The sequence below is a fragment of the Chitinophaga sp. W2I13 genome (genome assembly GCF_050434005.1).
In the GTDB taxonomy this organism is placed as follows: domain Bacteria; phylum Bacteroidota; class Bacteroidia; order Chitinophagales; family Chitinophagaceae; genus Chitinophaga.
In genome coordinates, this window is record NZ_JBNPWD010000001.1 from 6,124,264 (window position 1) to 6,146,499 (window position 22,236).

General features: G+C 47.4%; 21 protein-coding genes. 9 read left to right on the forward strand and 12 right to left on the reverse strand.

Going from position 1 to position 22,236, the window contains the following annotated elements:
- Positions 1-2: 2 nt before the first annotated feature.
- The 5 genes from QFZ48_RS25010 to QFZ48_RS25030 are packed head-to-tail and all read right to left on the reverse strand — an operon-like array spanning position 3 to position 5,553.
- Positions 3-530: a Rieske (2Fe-2S) protein gene (locus QFZ48_RS25010; protein ID WP_429048537.1), complete on the reverse strand. Its 528-nt coding sequence runs from the start codon at positions 528-530 to the stop codon at positions 3-5.
- Positions 531-540: 10 nt separating this feature from the next.
- Positions 541-1,110, reverse strand: coding sequence for a 4Fe-4S dicluster domain-containing protein (locus QFZ48_RS25015; protein WP_370910607.1), 570 nt, complete (start codon positions 1,108-1,110; stop codon positions 541-543).
- A 23-nt stretch (positions 1,111-1,133) separates the two neighbouring features.
- A complete protein-coding gene (locus tag QFZ48_RS25020; protein ID WP_429048535.1) occupies positions 1,134-3,347 on the reverse strand; it encodes a molybdopterin oxidoreductase family protein in 2,214 nt (737 codons plus the stop codon).
- 39 nt (positions 3,348-3,386) lie between these two features.
- A complete protein-coding gene (locus QFZ48_RS25025) occupies positions 3,387-4,451 on the reverse strand; it encodes a hypothetical protein (protein WP_429048534.1) in 1,065 nt (354 codons plus the stop codon).
- Positions 4,452-4,488: 37 nt separating this feature from the next.
- Positions 4,489-5,553 carry a tellurite resistance/C4-dicarboxylate transporter family protein gene (locus QFZ48_RS25030; RefSeq protein ID WP_429064262.1) on the reverse strand — a complete coding sequence of 355 codons (1,065 nt, stop codon included), beginning with the start codon at positions 5,551-5,553 and terminating at the stop codon, positions 4,489-4,491.
- Between the two features lie 109 nt (positions 5,554-5,662).
- On the opposite strand from QFZ48_RS25030, the gene QFZ48_RS25035 reads away from it, so the two are divergent.
- Positions 5,663-6,352, forward strand: a complete 690-nt coding sequence (locus QFZ48_RS25035) for a hypothetical protein (protein WP_429048531.1) — start codon at positions 5,663-5,665, stop codon at positions 6,350-6,352.
- A 33-nt stretch (positions 6,353-6,385) separates the two neighbouring features.
- On the opposite strand, the gene QFZ48_RS25040 is transcribed toward QFZ48_RS25035, so the two are convergent.
- On the reverse strand, positions 6,386-6,898 hold the full coding sequence (locus QFZ48_RS25040; RefSeq protein WP_429048529.1) for a putative immunity protein: 513 nt from the start codon (positions 6,896-6,898) through the stop codon (positions 6,386-6,388).
- A gap of 199 nt (positions 6,899-7,097) precedes the next feature.
- Between QFZ48_RS25040 and QFZ48_RS25045 the strand changes: the two genes are divergently transcribed.
- The 5 genes from QFZ48_RS25045 (at position 7,098) to QFZ48_RS25065 (ending at position 11,627) form a co-directional block, all read left to right on the forward strand.
- Entirely contained in the window at positions 7,098-7,457 is a 360-nt protein-coding gene (locus QFZ48_RS25045; RefSeq protein WP_429048527.1) for a SnoaL-like domain-containing protein, read from the forward strand.
- 116 nt (positions 7,458-7,573) lie between these two features.
- On the forward strand, positions 7,574-8,197 hold the full coding sequence (locus QFZ48_RS25050; protein WP_429048525.1) for a bifunctional 4-hydroxy-2-oxoglutarate aldolase/2-dehydro-3-deoxy-phosphogluconate aldolase: 624 nt from the start codon (positions 7,574-7,576) through the stop codon (positions 8,195-8,197).
- 17 nt (positions 8,198-8,214) lie between these two features.
- Positions 8,215-9,363, forward strand: a complete 1,149-nt coding sequence (gene dgoD, locus QFZ48_RS25055) for a galactonate dehydratase (protein WP_429048523.1) — start codon at positions 8,215-8,217, stop codon at positions 9,361-9,363.
- A 21-nt stretch (positions 9,364-9,384) separates the two neighbouring features.
- A complete protein-coding gene (locus QFZ48_RS25060) occupies positions 9,385-10,680 on the forward strand; it encodes an MFS transporter (RefSeq protein WP_429064265.1) in 1,296 nt (431 codons plus the stop codon).
- Entirely contained in the window at positions 10,677-11,627 is a 951-nt protein-coding gene (locus QFZ48_RS25065) for a 2-dehydro-3-deoxygalactonokinase (RefSeq protein WP_429064266.1), read from the forward strand. Before QFZ48_RS25060 ends, QFZ48_RS25065 begins: the two co-directional genes overlap by 4 nt.
- 15 nt (positions 11,628-11,642) lie before the next feature.
- Here the strand turns inward: QFZ48_RS25065 and QFZ48_RS25070 are convergent, their stop codons facing one another.
- On the reverse strand, positions 11,643-12,077 hold the full coding sequence (locus QFZ48_RS25070; protein ID WP_429048518.1) for a GNAT family N-acetyltransferase: 435 nt from the start codon (positions 12,075-12,077) through the stop codon (positions 11,643-11,645).
- An 87-nt stretch (positions 12,078-12,164) separates the two neighbouring features.
- Between QFZ48_RS25070 and QFZ48_RS25075 the strand changes: the two genes are divergently transcribed.
- Positions 12,165-13,580, forward strand: a complete 1,416-nt coding sequence (locus QFZ48_RS25075; protein WP_429064268.1) for a PLP-dependent aminotransferase family protein — start codon at positions 12,165-12,167, stop codon at positions 13,578-13,580.
- 72 nt (positions 13,581-13,652) lie between these two features.
- On the opposite strand, the gene QFZ48_RS25080 is transcribed toward QFZ48_RS25075, so the two are convergent.
- From QFZ48_RS25080 to QFZ48_RS25095, 4 genes are all read right to left on the reverse strand, one after another.
- Positions 13,653-14,408 carry an SDR family oxidoreductase gene (locus QFZ48_RS25080; RefSeq protein WP_429048515.1) on the reverse strand — a complete coding sequence of 252 codons (756 nt, stop codon included), beginning with the start codon at positions 14,406-14,408 and terminating at the stop codon, positions 13,653-13,655.
- A gap of 159 nt (positions 14,409-14,567) precedes the next feature.
- On the reverse strand, positions 14,568-17,168 hold the full coding sequence (locus QFZ48_RS25085; RefSeq protein ID WP_429064270.1) for a sigma 54-interacting transcriptional regulator: 2,601 nt from the start codon (positions 17,166-17,168) through the stop codon (positions 14,568-14,570).
- 143 nt (positions 17,169-17,311) lie between these two features.
- Positions 17,312-18,571, reverse strand: a complete 1,260-nt coding sequence (gene hmpA, locus QFZ48_RS25090) for an NO-inducible flavohemoprotein (RefSeq protein WP_429065553.1) — start codon at positions 18,569-18,571, stop codon at positions 17,312-17,314.
- Positions 18,568-19,005 carry an RrF2 family transcriptional regulator gene (locus tag QFZ48_RS25095; RefSeq protein ID WP_429064272.1) on the reverse strand — a complete coding sequence of 146 codons (438 nt, stop codon included), beginning with the start codon at positions 19,003-19,005 and terminating at the stop codon, positions 18,568-18,570. Before QFZ48_RS25095 ends, hmpA begins: the two co-directional genes overlap by 4 nt.
- A gap of 192 nt (positions 19,006-19,197) precedes the next feature.
- Between QFZ48_RS25095 and QFZ48_RS25100 the strand changes: the two genes are divergently transcribed.
- Positions 19,198-20,868, forward strand: a complete 1,671-nt coding sequence (locus QFZ48_RS25100; protein WP_429064275.1) for a TlpA family protein disulfide reductase — start codon at positions 19,198-19,200, stop codon at positions 20,866-20,868.
- A 68-nt stretch (positions 20,869-20,936) separates the two neighbouring features.
- Here QFZ48_RS25100 and QFZ48_RS25105 read toward each other — a convergent pair whose 3' ends face one another.
- Positions 20,937-21,386, reverse strand: a complete 450-nt coding sequence (locus QFZ48_RS25105) for an SRPBCC family protein (RefSeq protein WP_429048508.1) — start codon at positions 21,384-21,386, stop codon at positions 20,937-20,939.
- 250 nt (positions 21,387-21,636) lie between these two features.
- Between QFZ48_RS25105 and QFZ48_RS25110 the strand changes: the two genes are divergently transcribed.
- Positions 21,637-22,176 carry a prolyl-tRNA synthetase associated domain-containing protein gene (locus tag QFZ48_RS25110; RefSeq protein ID WP_429048507.1) on the forward strand — a complete coding sequence of 180 codons (540 nt, stop codon included), beginning with the start codon at positions 21,637-21,639 and terminating at the stop codon, positions 22,174-22,176.
- Positions 22,177-22,236 lie beyond the last annotated feature (60 nt).

Here is a 22,236-nt window from a genome sequence, read left to right on the forward strand (position 1 = left end):
TTTTAAATGGCAGCTGCGTTTTTAGCAGCATTCTGATTCCCGGCTTTCACATACACATCATCCCCTTTCAGCAATACTTCCAGGGCGGGTAATGGCCTGGGCGGCGGCCCTGCCAGCACTTCGCCTGTCATGGCGTCAAAGAAACCTTCATGACAGGGGCATACAATCTGCCCGGAGCCGGGCTTATAATATACTGCACAGGAAAGATGGGTGCATTTTTGTTCATATGCCTTCCAGTTGCCGTTTTCCAGTCGTATGAGAATATACGGGATAGTGCTTCCTTCAATAACAAAGGAACGGGTACCTCCTACAGGAACGCTGGCTGCTTTACAAACAAAATGTTCTCCTGTTACTTCTTCTGGCGGAAAGAAATTCGCTTTAACAGCTACGTAGGCGCTGCCCGCTGCAAGACCGCCGGAAACCAGGCAAAGGAAGCGGGCGAAATCCCGCCGGCTTACCTTCGTGGCTTCGGTTCTTTCTATCGGAAAATCCTCTTTCCAATGAGGTGCTTTTGCAGTTTTATCAGACATACTGTTCAGTTTAATGGATTTTCAGAAAGGTGCTTCCTTTGGGCATCATGATATTTACTTTCGTTGTCACTTCCTGTTCCCCGAAAATGAATTTATTTACCGGGGTGCTATTAGGGCGCATCCGGTTAATTTCTTCCCTGGTGCCGTAAAACAAGGCCTGGCTGGGGCAAACAGTGGCGCACATCGGTTTTTTGCCGGCGCTGGTCCGGTCGTAGCACATGTTGCATTTCATCATCATGTCGTATTTCTCTTCTTTGATGGGTACGCCAAAAGGACAAGCCATCACGCAGTTGGAGCAGCCTATGCACCGCGCGGTATTGGCGCTGTGTACAACGCCAAAGTCATCTTTGGAAATAGCGTCAGCAGGACACACTTTCGCGCATACGGGATCGTCGCAGTGCATGCATACCTGCACCGTGGTTTGGATAGTAACAGCGCGTTCCACGTAATTTACGTGGATCATACTTTCGTGGCCATTGGTTTCGCATTCCGCACAGGCCATTTCACATGCTTTGCAGCCAATGCAGCGCTGCATGTCCACGAAGAACTCCATATCGGTTTTGTAGGCGGTAACTTCCATCAGGTTATCATGTTTTGTGTGAATCAGATACTGTCAAATGCAGGTACTTCGCCCGGCTGGGTGAAAACTCCCAACGGCTCCAGCTGGCACGCGCATACTTTGAATTCCGGGATCTTTGACACCGGGTCCAGTGTGCCGATGGTCAGCTGGTTGGCTGATTTTTTGCCAGGCCAGTGATAGGGGATGAATACGGTGTCTTTCCGTATTGTTTCCACAATATTTGCCGGGAAATCGGCCGTGCCGCGCCTGGTGGTAACCCGTACGGTTTCGCGTTGCCGGATATTGTATCGTTGTGCCAGTTCAGGATGTATTTCGAGCAGCGGCTCGGGTATCAGCTCCACCAGTTTGCCGATCCGCCTGGTTTGTGTGCCACTGAGGTACTGTGATACTACCCGTCCGGTGGTAAGTACTACCGGGTATTCGCTGTCAGTTACCTCCGATGGTTGCCGGAACGGTGCCGGGTTAAAATGAGCCTTACCATCCGGGGTGGCAAATTTTTTATCTTCCCACAGTCGTGGTGTGCCCGGATGATCTTCGGAAGGGCAGGGCCAGAAGATGCCCATATTATCTTCCACTTTTTTATAAGTGATGCCATAGTAATCGGCCGTGCCACCTTTGGAGGCGATGCGCAGTTCATTAAAAATGGCTTCTGAGCTGGCGTAGTTAAATCGCTCTGCTTCTCCCAGCCTGGCTGCCAGTTCCAGTATAATGGAAGTATCTGTGCGGGCATTTCCCGGAGGGGTAACGGCCTGGCGTATACGAACTACCCGGCCTTCTGCAGTAGTAACGGTGCCTTCTTCTTCTTCGTGCAGGGAGCCTGCCAGTACGATATCTGCATGCCTGGCGGTTTCGTTTAAAAAGAAATCGATGCAAACATAGAATTCCAGTTTCTCGAGGGCTTCCCTCACATAGTTATTATTAGGCAAAGATACCAGCGGGTTGAAGCAGATAGACAGCAATCCTTTTACCTCGCCGCGATGTATGGCTTCTATCAGCTCCCAGGCGGTGAGTCCTTTTCCAGGCAGTTCCTGTTCCGGGATATTCCATACGCCGGCAATATATTTCCGGTGTTCCGGATTGGTGATGTCGCGGTTGCCCGGCAGCTGGTCGCATTTATGTCCATGTTCCCGGCCTCCTTGCCCGTTACCCTGACCGGTGATGGTGCCGTAACCGCAGTAGGGCCGGCCAATGCGGCCGGTAGCCAATACCAGGTTGATACAGCCCAGTACATTGTCTACTCCTTTGGAGTGATGTTCAATACCGCGTGCATGGAGGAGAAAACTGGTGCTGGCTTTGCCCCATAGTTCCGCTGCCATTTGTATTTTTTCCTTTTCGATACCGGTAATGGTTTCCGCCCATTCAAGGGTATAGTCCTGTACCGCTGCAATAGTTTCCTGGAACCCGGTGGTATGCTGATCAATAAAATCATGATCCAGCATATCATGGTCCGCCAGGTATTTAAGCATGGCGCCATACAGGGCAGAATCTGTTCCTGGTTTTATCGCGAGGTGTATGTCTGCCGTTCTGGCCAGTGGAATAACCCTTGGGTCTATGACAATCAGTTTTGCGCCGTTGTCTCTTGCCCGCCAAAGCCAATGGGTGAGGGTAGGGAAAGTTTCGCTCACATTAGCGCCGGTAACAATGATCACCTCCGCATGTTCCAGGTCGGCGTAGCTGTTGGAGGCACGATCCAGCCCAAACGCCTTTTTATTCCCGGCGCCGGCACTCACCATACACAATCTGCCATTATAATCCAGGTTGGCGGTTTTTATAGCTACCCGCGCAAATTTTCCCATCAGGTAGCTTTTTTCGTTGGTGAGTGACACTCCTGATAAAACCGCGAAAGCATCTTTCCCATGATCGGCTTGTATCTGCCTGATAGCGGCAGTAACCCTGCTGAGTGCATGATCCCAGGAAACCGGCTTAAAGCCTTCTCCTTCCACCCGCTCCAGTGGTTCCATTAACCGGTCGGGGTGATTATCCTGCAGGTACCGCTGTACGCCTTTGGGGCAAAGCCGTCCTTCGTTGAAGGGGAATTCCATCCACGGTTCGAACCCAACCACTTTGTTGTTTTTTACCAGCAGCTGAATGCCGCATTGCATACCACAGAAGCAGCAATGAGTTTTAACGGTGGCATCAGGTTCATCCCTGCCGGTGTATCCCTCCTGGGGAGCAAAGTTGAGATGAGGGCCGAAATGGGCAATCAGTTTATCGGTGGAAACGGGTAATTTGGCCATGCTGATCGTATTTTATTTTCGGGTAATGCTTCTTTGCGTTTATCCAAACAGCGTACCGCCTTCCTGCCGGGCCTTCAGATGTGCCTTGGCCAGCAGGGAGCGTTTTCCTTCCGGGCTGTAATCCAGGTGAGAGGTGCCGTCTTCCAGGGTGAAATCGAAACCTAATTGTTTGGTGACGGTCTTCAGATCGTCTACGTGTAGCTGGGAGGTAAATGCCTTGCCCGTATGCGGACAAATCGCCATGCCTCTCTTTTCTCCTTCCCGCCTATAAATATGCGCACCTATCTGCGCAGGACGCTGGATAATATGAAAGAACTTGCCAAAGGGAATCCACACCAGGAAAAGGATCACGGAGATGGCATGTGTTACCGACATAAAATCATAGGCGATGCCTTTCATAAAAGCATAGCTGAAATTCAGTCCCAGCCCCGTTACCGAAATAATGATCAGGAGAATCAAGGGGAGCAGATCGCCTTCAAAGGTCTGGGATGCGATCAGGCCCGCATTGGTTAATCTTCTTACTAAAAAAATTACCGCGCCTGCTATAACAAACCAGGAGCACCAGGTTAAAGCATGAAAAATTAAAAACGCCATAACCGACCCCAGTTTAAAGTTCATTACTTTAAAACCGAAGAAGTTGGCAGCATATAATTTAGTAGCTCCCGGATCCAATGCGGATGCAGGGTCCAGGGTGAAATTGATCCAGCCAAGAGTGAGCGGAATGGTAATGGCGAATGCCGCCAGGCAACCGGACGCCAGCATAAAGTGCGCTATCCACCGTTTTTTGCCCCTGGGGTAGATAAAAGACTGGAACAGGAGGTTCTTTACGGAGTCTGCTACCAGGGAAAAAATATGAGCGAAGATTTTTCCGGAGAAGACCAGTTGCCAGGTGCGTTTAAAATACATCCAGGTAGGAGGCCTTTGCAGCCATACGCAATAACGGTAAATGCCTCCGAACAGCGCAAACAGGGTTCCGAATAAATAGGCAATTAAAGCAGGGTCAAAATTTTGCAGTTTCCTGGAGCCATAAAATGAAATCACTACGCAAACGAGGGTAGCAATAATCGAAATAATGGCCGCTTTCTTATTGAGAGAATGCTGCATGGGTACATTTTTGGATAGCTGAATAAGACAAACGGGGTTATTTCTCTTGTATTTTTTTTGCTGAAAAAAGATCAATAAACAAACCAATCATCACGATCACCCACGTGCCTAAAGCTAATATAACAAATAAAGCGGAAATAGGTTTCAGGAAACTGAAACCGGTGATGGCCGCATATGTATACGTACATACACCGTACATGCCCAGTGGGAAAACCATCGACCAATACTGTGGATCGTACTTCAACTGCACGCCGGCAATAAAGTGCCGGTAGAAAAACATGATGAATAACAAAGGGAGCCACCAGCTGGCAAACGCCCAGAAAAACATCGTGAAAGCCTGTACGAAGCCGGCCCACTCACCAAGTGTTTCATGTGCCCGGGCATACATGACAAGACGGGAACCTGCCAATGTAATAATCGCTACTGCGCCCATATTAATCCAGTAGGGTGGTGTGAGGGTTTCTGCTTTCATGCTGAAAAACAACCACCGGTAAAGGATTAGCCCGATAAGTACAAAGTAAAACATGCCACCTATCATATAAGTGCACAGGGAAATAAATGCAATCAGCCAGTGAAGTGCGCTGCTGTTGGCGATGATGGCCCCCAAAACAGCCACCGACTCTGTAGATACAACGATTAACAGCCAGGCGCCATTGATGCTCTGCTCCAGCGAAGGTTTGGGCTCCTTCATAATATTTACAAGGAAGAAAGTATATAACAGCAGTATCCAGAGTACAAACCCCGCTATCCATAATGCCAGCGCAATATCCATGCGACCGGTGATAAGCGCCACCTGGCTGCCCAGCACATTGTTACCGGCTACCAGTGTGAGGAAGGTTACGCCCCTGGCCGGATGATGGAGATCATTCCAAACCACTACCGGGAATTTTATAATCCGTAGAATAAGAATGATCCATAACAGCAGGTAAAAAAATATATTTAAACCGAGAAAGATACCGGCCATGCGGGGATGCGACCAGAGGAACATTCCTATGGAAACGATTCCTGTAGCCATTATCAGCGCAAAATAACCAGGGAAGAAGTTTTCCAGAGACGTGGTGTTAACCGGTTGACCAGGATGTGCGAGTCCAGCTTTAGACATGATCAGGGTTTTATGTAATTTAAGATTTACTGCGCATAAAAATCTTTTCGATGTATAAAATGTTGGATAATTCACGCGGCTATTTTATTTTGTACCGTAAGATGCAACTATGACAGACCATAAAACCACACTAAAAATTTTTGTAAACTCATTTAAAGAATGGCTGTCGGCAAACTATTCCCTGCAAGAGATACAGGACCTGCAAGTTAATGACGCCAGTTATCCGGAGTGGCAACCAATAGAAGATTATTTTTCGGCCCTGCTGGCCGCCAGACAAATCAATCAGCTGGATGAGGAGGATCTGGCTCATTTGCTTTACCTCATTGCGCGGCATTGGGATATTGGAAGAATGATTGCATGGTTATCCCGGGCGCCTGTATTATCGAACCTCGGCGATCTTTCAGTCGAAGATTTTATGATACTTGCCAGGGCTGTGTCTCAATTATCCGGAACTGAATACGATGATGCAAAATATCAGTTTGCTGCCTGTTTTGAAAAAAAGTTCGATACACTAACGCCCGGAATAGCGCACATCCTTTTAAACCTTTACCATAGCAATGATGAATACACCAAACGGTTATCCCTGCTGGCGCTGGCAAAACTCAAGTATCCGGATATCAGGACGATATTGAAACAATCGTGGGACACCGTTGATGAGCAGTATCATAAGATTGGCTGCCTGCAGGCCATTGATGAATATATAAAAGACCCGGTACTGCTTAACGAATACCTCGCGTTGGCGGCCGGCGAAACAGGCGATGAACTGGAAAAATATGTCAGCTGGCTTAAAAGTAAATAAGGTGATAAGTATTGGATACTTGTCGCTTACTCCTTACAAGCTGAATACAAACCAGCATATATTATTTCTTAATTGCTGATCGTCAAGAACAAGTTCACGGATGGCATCCGGAAGTTGTTCCCGCTGCCATTGACATTCTTTGCGTCGCATTTCATCTTTTTCATTTTCAGGAACGGATTCCATCGCTGCTCTGATGGCGTAGGCTGCTGCACCAAGTTCATGTGCTGCAACGTGGGCCACTGCTACCGCTTGCCCGGCTGCCAGTGCTGCAAACCTGGCGGCGTCAGGCAATCCTTTTGCAGCAGCATTTGTAGCAAAAGCTGTTTTGTGCGCTTCTTTCATAGTGATTTCTCCGTTTACCCATGCGCGTGTCAATGCTATTGCTTGTTGTGGCCGGTCGTCGTCAGAGGCCTGCTCAAACAGGTGCAGCACATGTTCCGCGCAACTGGCGGCCCATAATGCCAGCAAATGATGATGGATATCTGTCAAAGTGCCACCACGTCTTATCGTTATAAATCTTGGGTCCCTTTGTTTCGGTAATATCATGGTGTGATTATTTTTTTGAATAGTGTAAAAGCCGGGACATGATTACCAGCATAAGCACACTCGTAACATAACACATGATCCTGAAAAATTCAGGTACCCGGAAAATCTCCGTGGTATAAATTGTCCGCATAGCGATTCTTTTAAATCCGCCTGTAATATAAAATGTGTATTTTTATTTTCATCAATAAAAACCCATATTATGACAGTAGAACAAATTGCTGCACGTTTAACGGAACTTTGCCGGCAGGAAAAATTTGATGTGGCACAAAAAGAACTCTATGCCGATGATGCAGTTAGCATAGAACCCTATGCCACGCCTGGCTTTGAAATAGAAACCAAAGGACGGGAGGCTTTAACTGAGAAAGACAAAAAGTTCAGTGCTATGGTGGAAACCAGGTATGGCACGGAGGTTTCGGAACCATTGATCGCAGGCAATGTTATTGCATTCGTGCTCACCATGGATCTCAAGATGATTGGCAGGGACCGTATGAAGATGAGTGAGCTTTGCGTATATCATGTGAAAGACGGTAAAATTATTTCAGAGGAGTTCTTCATGTAGCTTACTGGTATTATTAATATTACGTTTGGGCGTTCCCGTGCCCGGAGTGTAAGAAATGTTGAAAATACACTTAATTATTTTTATCTTTCCGGTAGACAATTATACGCGTAAATTCCATGTCTACACTCTCTCAGATACTCGAACATAAGATCATTGCCATCATCCGCGGGGTACAGCCGGCAGATGTGCTGCGGGTGGCAGAGGCCATTTATGCCGGCGGCATCCGCCTGCTTGAAATAACAATGAATTCAAGCGAGCCACTGGCCGTTATCAAAGAAGTGTCCGCTAAAATGGGCGATAAAATGATCATCGGCGCCGGCACTGTGCTGGACGCCGCTACTGCCAGGGAAGCAGCGGCGGCGGGAGCTCGCTTCATACTTTCTCCTATACTGGAACCGGAAGTGATCAAAACAGCCCGGGAACTGGGTGTGGTGAGCATTCCCGGCGCCTATACGGCCACTGAAGTTTATGCAGCCTACAAACAGGGGGCAGACATGATTAAGGTTTTCCCGGCTACCTCCGCTGCTTATATCAAAGATATTTCCGCACCACTGCCTAAAATGCACCTGCTACCTACAGGTGGCATCACACCCGAGAACATCAAAGATTTCCAGAAAGCCGGTGCTGCCGGCTTTGGCATTGGCAGCGCCCTGGTGAGTGCCGGTGTTGCCGTTACGCCGGAATATTTGCAGCAACTCGCCATAAAGGCACAACAGTTCGTCCGAGCCATTCAATCCTGAAAAAGTAATACATCGTTATGAAGATAAAAAGCTATGAACTGTTCCAGGTGCCGCCACGCTGGCTGTTCCTGAAAATAGAAACGGACGAAGGCATTATTGGCTGGGGCGAACCGGTGATAGAAGGGAAAGCCGCCACGGTTAAAACTGCGGTGGACGAGTTAATGGAATACCTCCTGGGCAAAGATCCTATGCATATTGAAGACCACTGGAACGTGATGTACCGTGCCGGCTTTTACCGCGGCGGTCCCATCCTGATGAGCGCCATTGCAGGCATCGATCAGGCGTTGTGGGACATTAAAGGGAAGTATTACAACGCGCCCGTCTACCAGCTACTGGGCGGCAAAGCGCGCGACAAAATGAAGGTCTACTCCTGGATTGGCGGCGACCGTCCCGCTGAAGTAGGAGCGGCTGCCCGTAAAATGGCAGAACAGGGCTTCCTGGCCGTAAAGATGAATGCTACGGAGGAACTGCAGTACATTGATAGTTATGAAAAGATAGATGCCGCCATTGAACGCATCGCTTCCGTGCGCGAAGCCGTTGGACCGGGCATCGGTATCGGCATCGACTTTCACGGCCGCGTGCACAAGCCCATGGCTAAAATACTGGCCAAAGAAATGGAGCCGTTCCGGCCCATGTTTATTGAAGAGCCGGTACTGCCGGAAAACAATGAAGACCTGCGCGAGATTGCGCAACACGTAGCCATCCCCATTGCCACCGGTGAACGCATGTTTTCCAAATGGCAGTTCAAAACACTGCTGAAGGAAGGTTACGTGGATATTATCCAGCCGGATGTTTCCCATGCCGGGGGCATCACCGAATGCAAAAAGATCATCTCCATGGCAGAAGCGTTTGACGTGGCAGCAGCGCCGCATTGTCCGCTGGGACCTATTGCGCTGGCGGCCTGCCTGCAGGTAGACGCTACCTGCCACAACGCTTTTATCCAGGAACAAAGCCTCGGTATTCATTACAACCAGGGCAGCGACCTGCTGGATTACCTGGCGGATAAAACAGTATTCCAATACAAGGATGGCTATGTGGAAATTCCTTCCAAACCAGGTCTTGGTATAGAGATCAACGAAGCGCATGTAAGGAAAATGGCCGCTGAAGGCCACAACTGGCGTAACCCCGTGTGGCGGCATACCGATGGCAGTGTGGCGGAATGGTAAACACAGACCTGTAAAAACTACATGAAAGCACTCAATCCTAATGCGAAGCCTTCAAAAATACGCTACCAGGTACTGTTCCTGATATTTGTGAATGTAGTGATCAACTACATGGACAGAAGCAACCTGGCGGTAGCCGCTTCTGAAATAGATAAGGAATTTAAATTGACTCCGGTGCAACTGGGGCTGGTCTTTTCAGCCTTCAGTTGGACCTACCTGCTTTTCCAGATACCCGGTGGTATATTGGTGAACCGTTTCAGTCCGCATATCCTGTATGCCATCTGTCTTATTAGCTGGTCGTTTGCCACGGTTATGCAGGGATTTGCAAAAGGCTTTGCCTCTCTTTTTGGCCTCCGCATGGCCACAGGCGTATTTGAAGCACCGGCGTTTTCCATCAACAACCGGGTGGTGAGTAATTGGTTCCCTGACAATGAGCGGGCTTCTGCTATCGCTGTGTATACCTCCGGCCAGTTCCTTGGCCTGGCCTTCCTGATGCCGGTACTATCTATGATCCAGCTGGAGGTGGGCTGGAGAGGGCTATTCCTCGTGACTGGCGTCATTGGCATCATCTGGGGAATAGTATGGTACCTGTTTTACCGGGACCCGCTCAGGCACAAAAGGGTTAACGCCGCGGAGTTGCAGCATATTGAAAACGGTGGCGGCCTGCTGGACAAGCAAGCGGCCGAAAAGAAAACGGCTTTCCGCTGGGCCGACCTGAAAGCGGTGCTTTCTTATCGTAAGCTCTGGGGTATTTATATCGGACAGTTTGCGGTGAACTCCACATTATGGTTCTTCCTCACCTGGTTTCCAAAGTACCTGGCAGACTACCGGGGTCTTGATTTCATTAAATCAGGTTATTGGGTGTCCGTGCCTTATGTAGCAGCGTTTACAGGCATTTTGTGTTCCGGTTTTTTATCTGATTACCTGGTGAAAAAAGGAGTGTCTACTGCAAAAGCGCGCAAGCTGCCCATCATCATAGGTTTATTGTTATCCGCTTTTATACTGGGTGCTAACTATGTAAGCCTACCGGGGCTCATCATCTTTTTTATGTCCCTGTCATTTTTCGGGGTGGGCTTTGCTTCCATCACCTGGATATTTGTATCTACGCTGGCGCCCAAACACCTCATCAATCTTACAGGCGGTGTGTTTAACTTCATTGGCCAGCTGGCCGGTATTGTTGTACCCATTGTAATAGGTTTCCTGGCAAGGGGAGGCAACTTTGCGCCGGCGTTGGTTTTTGTGGCAGTACTCGGACTGCTGGGTGCATGCTCGTATATTTTCCTGGTGGGGAATGTAGGAACGGATAAAAAGAGGAGATGATGAATATTAAACAGCAGCAGATGAATTATTTTTTAAGTTGTGACTGGGGCACCAGTTCTTTCCGGTTACGATTGGTGGAAACAAGTAACCTGAACATCATAGCAGAAGAAAAATCAGGTGCTGGTATTGCCGGCACTTACCAGCAATGGCAGCAAACATCGCTGGCCCGGGAAGATTTTTTCGCATCGGTTATCAATCGCCAGATCGATACACTGGCGGAGAGAACAGGCATTCCGCTGCAGGATACGCCGGTAGTGCTGTCCGGCATGGCATCTTCCAGTATTGGCATGGTAGAGTTGCCTTACAAGGAGCTGCCCTTTAACATGAGCGGAGCAGATCTGGCGGTACATACTTTCAACAGGTTCATCATTATTTCCGGCGCCACCAATGGACATGATGTGATGCGTGGCGAAGAAACGAAAATAGCTGGCTGCGGGTCATTGTTACCGCATACAACGCAGGACCAATGGCTGCTCATGCCAGGCACGCATCCAAAACATGTGGTAGTAAACCGTCACCAGGCCATTCGTTTTCAAACCTTCATGACAGGCGAATTTTTTGACCTGCTCTCTACCCACAGCATCCTCGCCGCGTCTGTAGAAAACGGCGGAACGCTGGATGACCCGGCATCGCTCGCCTGCTTCACAGAAGGGGTACAGGCCGGAAGGTCGGACAACCTGCTGCATGCAGCCTTTATGGTACGCACCAACCAGTTGCTAAAAAAGATCCCTGCCGCCCATAACCGTTTTTATTTAAGCGGCCTGCTCATTGGTGCAGAACTGAAGGCTGTGCCACCTGGTACACCTGTATACCTGGTGGCAGGGCCGCAGCATGCTCCGCTTTACACACTGGCCTGCCAGCTATTGAATATTCCCGTAGCAACAGTAATAAATGCAGATGAGGCGCTGGTACGGGGACAACAGGCCGTTATTTCAAATCGGAAATGACGTTTCCCTGGCGCACTATTCAGGCAACTGCAGGTGAATATCAGGCCGGTAAATTTCCTGTACAAATGCCGGATTGGCCAAATCTCTAAATTGAAACTGACGATATAATCCGTGTGCATCTTTGGTATTAAGCATTATTCTCCTTAAACGCTTAGCCCATGGTTGTGCTAATATGTGTGTCAGTATTTTTTTAGAAATTCCCTGTCTCCTGTATTCTTCCAATACATAAAAATCCGCGAACCATCCAAAGGTGGAGTAGTCGGTGATCACCCTTCCAAACCCGATTTGCTGACCACCTGTAAAGGCGCCTGTACAAAACGAATGTTGCAGCGAGTTATCTACCAGTTCATACGAAATCCCTTTGGCCCAGTAGGAATCTTCACTTAAGAAACGATGTATCGCCTGTACATCCATGTGCTCTTTACCGGTTTTAATAATTACTGCTGGCATAATTGTTTTATGCAAAAATAGCTGCAGCCACTCGATTAGCACAGTCTCAGTTTTGATTATTTTAATGGACACAGTTATATTTGACAAATGAGTAAGGAGTTTCTGTATACTGAAATTACCAATGGCATTGCCGGCCAGATCAGGAGCGGAGTTTTGAGAGCAGGAGACCGGCTGCCTTCCGTCAGGATATTATGCCGGCAACACGGCATCAGCATGAACACTGCTAAAAGGGTATTCCTGGAGCTGGAAGCACAATCACTGATTGAATCAAAACCACAATCCGGCTATTTTGTAAGCCGCCTGCCTTACCTGAAACTTCCGCTTCCTGAAGTAAGCAAGCCTTCTCCGACCCGTAATAACAAAGAGCCGGAAGAACTGATCAGGAAAGTATATGAAAATATGGGGAGAGATGACCTGATGCCTTTTTCGATTGGCGTTCCTTCCGGAAGTTTGCTGCCTTTGGCGAAGCTGAACAAAGAGATCGTTAAGGCAACGCGTGAATTGGAGGGATGTGGTACCGCATATGAGCCTTTGCAGGGCAACGCAGCATTGCGTCGGATGATTGCCATCCGCTCGCTGGCATGGGGAGGAAACCTGCATGAAAATGACCTGGTTACTGCCAGCGGAGGGATGAATGCGTTATCTTTTTGTATGATGGCTTTAGCGAAGCCGGGAGATACCATTGCGATGGAAAGCCCCTGTTACTCCGGTATCCTGCAATTAGCCAGGAGTATAGGACTAAAAGTACTTGAGCTTCCTACACATCCCACCACGGGTATTGAAATAGCTGCTTTAAAGAAGGTGATTTCAAAGATCAACCTTTGCCTGTTGGTGCCGAATTTTAATACGCCTTTGGGTAGCTGTATGCCCGATGAGCATAAAAAAGAAGTGGTGTCGCTGCTGGCCAGGCATCGTATCCCGCTCATTGAGGATGATATATATGGCGATCTGTACTTCGGATCTCAACGCCCGAAATGTTGCAAGTCATTTGATGAAGAGGGGATGGTGTTGTATTGCAGCGCTGTTTCCAAAACGCTGGCGCCGGGTTACCGGGTGGGCTGGATTGCACCCGGCAGGTACAAGGAGCAAATATTGAAATTGAAGCTGGTGCATGCCATATCATCGGCTGCTGTTACACACGAAGCGGTGGCGGGTTTCCTGAAAAGTGGCCGGTATGAAAATCATCTTCGCCGGTTGCGTCAAACCTTACAGGGCAATTACCAGCATTATGTAAATACGATAGCCGAATATTTTCCGGAGGGCACTAAAACCAGCCGGCCGCAGGGCGGACTTACTTTATGGGTGGAGTTCAATAAAAAAATTAATACCGCCGAACTGTATGACAGCACCATAAAACGGAAGATCAGCATTGCGCCGGGAAGGATATTCACCCTGCAGGATCAGTTTGAAAACTGTATGAGGCTTTCCATCGGTTTACCCTGGTCGGAAGAAGTACGGAACAAATTAAAGCTGCTGGGCAAACTGGCGGTACATTCAATGTAAGCATCTATTGTTAGAAAGGGAGCTGCGATCTGTTGACCGCACCTTGTTTCAACAGATCGCAGCTCCCTGTTATTATGCTTTCACCGCCTGTGTGGCCCACCAGTTCTCGAAAGTAACCGCACCCTTTTGCGCTTCGCCTGCAGGCACCAGCGCGCTGTGTGTAACTTCACCACCGAAATACGCAGGCTTACCGTTAGGGATTACTTTACGCGGATCGTTGGCCAGTTGCAGATAACGCTCCACAATTTTGTACATCTCAAAACGCTCAGGTCCTGCAATTTCTACCCGACCATTCAACGGGGCAGCCAGTGCATATTTCGCTACGAACTTTGCTACATCATCTGAGGCGATAGGTTGGAACAATACATCTGAAAGATGCACTTCATTGCCTTCTGTAGCCTGATTGGCGATACCGGCAATAAACTCAATGAATTGCGTGCTGCGAACAATGGTGTAAGGCACGCCTGATTGCTCAATCAGTTCTTCCTGCACTTTTTTTGCACGCATGTAGCCAATGTTTTGCATGATATCCACGCCGACAATAGACAATGCTATGTGATGTTTTACGCCTGCATTAATTTCTGCGGCTAACAGGTTACGGCCTGCTGTCTGGAAAAATTCCATTACTGCTTTATCTTCAAAGGAAGGAGAGTTGGCGAGATCAATAACAATATCGGTTTCCTTCATGGCTTCCGCCAGTCCCTCTCCGGTGAGCGTGTTGATACCAGTTGCAGGGGATGCAGCGATCACCTGGTGACCAGCCTGACGAAGTTGATTTACCACTTTGGTTCCAATGAGACCAGTGCCTCCGATTACTACGACTTTCATATAATTTGATTTTTGTTTTTAATGATGCTACCTATCAGGCCAACCAAATGCCATCTTTAGTAAATCATTAAAAATCAATCAAATAGCAAGAGCTGGGGCATCTGTTTTTCACTGTATTTAATGAAACCACCAGGCCTTTCACTTTATTAAGGGATTTTATCAGGAGAAGTAGTCGCTCTTGGTGATGCCCAGTTTTTTTATTTTAGAGTGTAATGTGTTACCGGGAATTTGTAATACTTCTGCTGCACTGCCGGCACCGGAAATCTTGCCTTTACAGCGTTTCAGCGTTTCAATAATATAGTCGCGCTCCACTTCTTCCAGCGACCGGTTCTGCAGGAAAGCCTGTTCGTGTTTATCGGCATCTGCACTGCGCGGAATAAAAACATCGCTCAGGGTGCTGTCGGTAGCCAGCAGTACGCTTCTTTCAATAAGATGTTCCAGTTCCCTTACATTGCCAGGCCAGGTATAGCTACGTAATTGCTGTATTACCCTGGGCGCTATTTTCCTGATAGTGCGGCCTGTGTTCCTGCTATATTTCTTTACGAAGAACTGCGTGAGCGCTTCAATATCCTCCAGCCGGTCGCGCAGCGGGGGGAGGTTGATGGGAAATACATTTAACCTGAAATACAGATCGGCGCGGAAGCGGCCGGCTTTTACTTCTTCTTCCAGGTTGCGGTTGGTAGCGGCTACAAGGCGGACATTGATTTTAATGACATGTTTACCGCCCACACGCTCCAGTTCGCGCTCCTGGATTACACGCAGCAGCTTAGCCTGTGCCTCCAGTGGCAGCTCCCCGATTTCATCCAGGAATAGGGTACTGTTATCTGCCATCTCGAATTTCCCGATGCGGCGGTCTGTTGCTCCGGTAAAGGCGCCGCGTTCATGGCCAAATAGTTCACTTTCGATGAGGTTGGAAGGAAGCGCCGCACAATTTACTTTCACCATGAGGTTTTCTTTTCGTGGCGAGGCATTGTGAATAGCTCTTGCGATAAGTTCTTTACCGGTACCTGTTTCTCCCAGTATCAACACCGTAGTATTGGACGCTGCAACAAGTCCCATCAGGCGGTACACCTCCTGCATCGCGTCGCCGCTGCCAATGATTTCAGAAAAATTGTATATGGTTTTGATCTGTTCTTTCAGGTAATCATTTTCTATTTCCAGTTGCTTTTTATAAGCCAGCAATTTTTCATTTGCTAATATATTTGCCACGGCAACAGTAATCTGGGAACAGATGCCTTTCAGGAGTAAGGGACCCAGGGAATCTGCCAGCAGCCAGATGGTGCCGATAATCTTGTCCCCCATACGTAACGGTAAGCCATACATATTTTTCAGGCCGGTGGATTTCCAAAGTTTCGCATAGTCATTACCGCTTCTTAATTCTTCATCTATATTGAATATTATTCCTTCCTTACTTGCGAGCACCTGTGCAGTATAGGTTTCATCAATTTTAATTTTACTGGAAGATAATTTATCAAAATCTGCCTGGGCGTTTCCGAATAGCCTGCGGTCAAACATAAATACGCCCAAATGGACGCCATCATCTTCCAATACGCGGATCATCGCAAGCTGTGTATTCATGGTTTTATCCAACACCTCGAAGATGGCGGCCTGCAGCTCATCTTTTGTGCGTACTTTGGTGATGGCGCTGCTGAAACCTAATAGAAAGGCTTGTTCTTCCTGTTTTTTGCTCACCTGCTCATTAGCCATAATATTGGCCATGGCTATGGATATCTGTGCACAAATACCCTGCAGCAGGTCTATCTTGATCTCTTCAATGTCGAGCAGCAGAATTCCGAGATCGGTTTCCCCGTTGCGCAACCGTATACCCACGAAATTTTCGAAGCCCATCTTTTTCCAGTATTGCAGATAGGCTGATGTGATCCCTCTCTGTATTTCTCTTTCTACATTAAATAGTAAAGGAATAGCACTATTGAGCACGCGGTTTTGCAAGCCATCGTTAACAGGATATTGGGCTTTTACCAGTACGGCGAGCGACTTCTCATCGCCTGCTGGTCCCAGATCATATACATATGCGCTCATCGTCGCTTTATCTTCATTGATGCGCCGGATGACGAAGCCGCTTTGCTGATCAAGTTTACGCAGCGCCGTGCGAACCGCCCGGGTGAGGTCTTCCTTTGTTCTTACGGTGGCTATAGCACTGCTAAAATCGAGGAGGAAAGATTTCTCTTTTTCTTTATTCAGTAATTCTTCGTTTTTAATAATATTGGAAACTGCACCCGACAGCTGTGGTGCGATACCATTCATTACACTTCTGAATTCATGATTAAAGCTGTCTGTCCGGTCCGAGTACAAATGAATAAAACCCATTGGCTTTCCTTCTTTCATCAGCCTTGTCATCAGTATTTCCCTTACCCCTCCTTCATAATTGACATGAAGGAAAGGTGGGCTCTGGGGCTTGTCCATTATTTCTTCCAGCAGAAAAGAAACAGGTGCTTCTGCTGTCAGTACAGCCTGAATGAAGGGATCGTTCAGGGAAAACCGGCCGGTTACCAGTTCCTTATATTTCAGATGGGTTCTGATGGGAGATCCTTCATTATCCAGCAGAAATGGATAATAGGTTTCGTCTTTATAGTCTATTAAAGTAATAATCGTATGCGTGAAGTAAAATAATCCCTTAATGTTGTTTTTAAAAAGTGTGATCAGGTCATTTTTCTCTCTTACTTTGGTAATATCGTTGCCGAGATCCAGCAATATCTTTCTTTCCTGCTCAAGTATTGCTTTCGTCGGCGGATGAAGCACTGACTCGTTTTTGATGGTTTTTTTCATATGGGGGCAGCCCAACCGGGTGTCTGAATCTTTGTTTGCAAAAAGGTGTGAAGTAATTCAGGCAAAAGGTACAAAAAAAATAAAAGGGGGCAAAGGCCCCCTTACGTATTTGTTAACTAATTGTTTAGCTGTAACGAGGCCGGGCCGAATTCTTCAAAATGAATAGAAGCCGCATCCACGCCATTTTCTACCAGGAACCCATAATGCCGGGTGATGAATGGAGCGGGTCCGCAGAGGTAATAATCTGCATCTGTTTGTAATACGTCTGTTTTAATTTCGGATAGGTCCACCCAGCCGGTATGTTGTGCCTGTACTTCCGGCTGATCATAGAAAATATGGTGGTTAAAATTGGAATAGGAGCCAGCCAGTTGTGTGAGCCGTTCTTTGAAGGCATGTACGGCCTCGTTGCGGCATCCATGTACCCAGGTGATGGGCGTATCTGCCTGTTTGCCGGTAAGCGCTTCGAGCATGGCCATCAATGGTGTTTGACCCACGCCACCGCTGATAAATACCTTCGGACGGGATATATTTTCATTCAGGGTGAAGGTGCCTGCAGGAGCGGATAATTCTACAACGTCTCCTTCCCGGGTATGATCGTGGAGGCGGTTGGAGATCATTCCGTCGGGGTGACTGGCGCCTGTTTCCCTTTTTACTGAAATGCGGTAGTATTTTCCGTTGGGAGCACAGGAAATGCTGTACTGACGGGGTTGCCGGAGGTTCAGTTCAGGCAGGAATAACCGCAGGCTGATATATTGGCCTGGCATAAAATCCGCTACCGCGCCACCGTCGGCCGGATACAGGTAGAAGGAAGTGATTTCGGAGGATTCTTTTACTTTTTGTTTTACAATAAAAGGTTTCCACCCGGTCCATCCGGCGTTTTTACTCACCTGTTTTGTGTAAAGATGTTGCTCATGGCCTGTCATGATCGCTGCCAGTTGCTGGTAGGCTACGGCCCATGCCTCCAGCAGTTCCGGTGTGGCCGCATTTTCCAATACATCTGAGATAGCAGCCAGCAGGTGTTTGCCAACAATAGCATAGTGTTCCGGCCGGATATCGAGGCTGGTGTGTTTATGTCCGATGCTGTTTACCACCGGCATCAGTACTGCCGGATTTTCGATGTTCTCTGCATAGGCCAGTACTGCCATCGCTAATGCCATCTGTTGTTTTCCATTCTGCTGGTTGCCCATGTTGAATACGTGTTTCAGTTCCGGGTTATGGGTAAACATGCGTTGATAGAAATGGGTTGTCAGCAATACGCCATGCTCTCTGAGTACTGGTACCGTAGCTTTTACGAGCTGTTTTTGTTCCTGTGTCATCTTATTAAATTTTAAATAATAAAAGACTTTTTTATCCTTTATTTTTATAAAAAAAACTATTTGTTCAGGGTGAACTTCCCTTTAATCAGGCCCATATTGAATTTCCCGATGGAGGTATTGTTCAGCATATGCGTGATCTGGTTCCTGACTTTCTTAAAATCGTCGTGAAGGGGACATGGATTGCTTTCGGAGCAGTAGGTGAGGCCTAATCCGCATCCGGTGAATATTTCGTTGCCATCAACGGCCGTTACGATATCTGCGAGGGGCCGGTTGAGGGAGGCGGTATCAAAGTAAAAGCCGCCGTTAGGCCCTTTGGCGGACTGGATCAGTCCTTCCCGGCTGAGTTTCTGAAGGATTTTGGCAAGGAAGGGCTCCGGGGAATTAATATGGCCGGCAATTTCTTTTATGCCAACCCTGTAGCCTTCATGAGAGCGTTGCGCAACGTAGAAAACTGCGCGCATCGCATATTCACATGTTTTGGAAAAGACTGCCATATATCTCCTGGTGATTTAATTACGGCACAAAGATAGGTACGGAATAATAAAAGACAAAAATATCTTTTATTATTGCCGCCTGGAGCTTCGCTGCATTATCCGGAAACGGTGTATTTATTTTTATTGTTAAAATGACACTTATATTATGTAGCTTTCAGATATGATGCCTGACTGGGTCAATGATCTGCTGCTATGAAAAAATTTGTTATTCTCTTCCTGATTATTTATCCGGTGATATTAACAGGCCAGGCCCGTACTTTATCCAACGTTCCTGCCTCTCTTAATCCCGGGAATGTTACCGTCAATATTTTTGTTGAAGGTTATAACCCAAAGACAGATGCTTTCAGATATCTGAAGTTGAACTATTTCTCTGTCTATAATGGTATTACCACAACGATACCATGCGAATTAGACAGCGGCGGAAAATCCAGTGTTACTTTCTCCCTGGTATTACCACAGGAAATTATGCTGCTGATAGATGGTAGCTACTCTATGATGTATGCGGTGCCTGGTCAAACTGAAAATGTATACTTCGATCTGGCAGCATTCAAGGCAGGTAAAAAACTGTCTGCCGGGGAAACCGGCACCACATTTTTATCCCTTCGTTTCTCTGGTGGGTTGTCGCACTTTAACCAATACTTAAATGCTTTCTGGCCAAAGCTGCCAGCCATCATTCCTTACGACAACCAAAAGAGAATGATTGACTCGCTGGAGCAATCCGCTTATAAGTCCTGGCGCCTTGCCGTGATGAAAAGAATGCTGGATACCCTGGATGTGTTCAACCGGAACCAACGTACCAGCAATGATTTCCGGCAGGCGATGTCCCAGCACATACATTACTGGGCTGCGGAGGATCTGGTAAGGTATGGCTGGCTGCACCGGCAAGGGAAACGGGAGCCGCTGACCAAAGAATATTTTGATTTTTTAAAGGAAATTCCCATTAATAACACCAAAGCCCTGGTAACCGGAAAGTATGCTGCTTTTTTAAGGGAATATTTCGAAATGTGGATGGGACGATGGCAACTTATACCCATTGATGTAACAGACGCGCAATTATATGCCTTTCTTGAAACGAATGCCGGTCCGGTTTCGCAGGAAGATAAACGGGCGCTTAAAATGCCCAAAGCCAGCCGGAACCCGCCGCAGGAGGCATTGGTGTCGCAGCTTTATTCCCTGTATGAAGTTAATTACAAAAATTTCAGGAACAATTTAAATATCCAGACCTGGCTGGCGCGGGAGTTGCCTCCTGGTATCGGAACAGATATTCTGTTGGCGAGGGTAATCAGCAATTATTTAAATCAATTCCGGCAACCACTTCTGCCGCAGAACATGCAGCTTATGACCCGGCATATCGGTAATCAACCTGTTTGTGCATTGGTAAAACAGGATAATGAACAGCTTAAGCAGGAACTTGCGGGTACATTTTCGCATGAAGGGAATCAGGGTAGATTTAAGTTGCAACAGGAACAGCTCTATCAGAAACTGGTTACCCGTTACAGTGGAAAGGTGATATACATCGACTTCTGGGCTCCCTGGTGCGGGCCCTGTATGGGCGAAATGCCAGCCTCTATAGCAATGGCAAAAGAACTAAAAGGGAAAGATATAGTTTTTCTATACGTTGGAGTGGAGTGTGATCAAAACTTATGGGACACGACTGTGAAAAGAATGTTTGATGGCGGGGAGCATTATTATGCAGATAAGAATGAATCAGTGCTGCTGGAAGCGAAATTTAATTTTTCGGGCATACCCCGCTATGTGCTTATCGATAAAAAAGGAGCGGTGTCGGATGACAATGCCCCGGCGCCGGGACGATCGGCAATACTAAAAAGCAAAATTGACATTTTGCTTGAAAATAACCAATAGTGACATACTTTCAGGGATCATCAGGCATTATATACCCGGTGGTCCCTGAAAGTATATTGCTCGCTGCCTCAGGCATCCGGTATTTCCGGCTCTACCAGCTTCGCAAGTTTTTCCAGTGATTCCTGCCAGCCCAGGTAGCACATTTCCACCGGTATCACGGCGGGGATTCCTTCCTGGGTAATTTTTATTTCTGTTCCCGCGATCGTTTTCCGGAGCCACACAGAAGTGGTCATTTCTCCCGGCAGGTTGGGGTCGTCAAATTTATCAGTGTATTTTAAAAACTCATTGGGTTTGAGTTCCAGGTATGTTCCACCGAATGAATGGCTGTTGCCGGTGGTGAAATTCTGGAACGACATTTTGAAAGCACCGCCTACTTTTGCCTGCTGCTCATGAACGGTACAAAGAAATCCGTAAGGAGGCAGCCAGGAGGCGATTGCAGTGGATTCAGTAAATGCGCGGTATACCTTTTCGGGAGATGCTTTAAGAACCCGGTGGAGTGAAACAGTATTGTTTGACATATGGAATAATTTTGTTCCTACTCATCTGGCTTTTCGGTTTCGCCCGTTTTTAGAGTGGTTGCTGCTCCACTGGTATTTATCGTTGACATAACAAAGATGGTAAGAAAACCAGATTCAGAGGCAGGCTATATACGACAATTTAAAGGGTGGTTTGCGACCCGTTTATGTCGCAGGTTATTTTTTAACGCCTATCGGTTATCTTTGACCACCAGTGATTTTTCTTTGGAAAGAAATAATAATGAGTATTGATATGTTTTTTGTCAGTGAGATAAAACAAACCAGGCCACCGGTGTTTAAAACACCGTTACAGCAACTGGTATATGAAATGTTGGAGGAGAGAGGGGTGAAGTATGAGCGGGTCGACAATGATCCTGCTATTACGATGGAAGACTGTATCAGGATAGATGAGCGGCTGAACATGAAAACGGTAAAAACGCTTTTTCTCTGCAACCGGCAGCAAACAAATTTTTATTTAGTGGTTACTACCGCCGGGAAGCCTTTTAAAACAAAAGACCTGAGCGCAGCGTTGGCGATTTCCCGCCTGTCCTTTGCGCCTGTTGAATTACTGAAATCAATGCTGGGAACAGATATAGGTGCAACCACCATATTCGGGCTGATGCTGGATGAGAAAATGGAGGTACAGCTGGTGATCGATAATGATATACTGGCAGAAGAGTGGTATGGTTGCAGCGATGGCACTACCACCAGTTACCTCAAACTGGGTACAGCCTGGGTGATAAACGACTTTATTCCTTCTACCGGGCATACGCCAAAATTGGTACAGCTATAGGATGCCGGTACTGCTTTTTTTAAAGAGAAATATTGTTCGCATAGCCGGTAACGTTAGTTA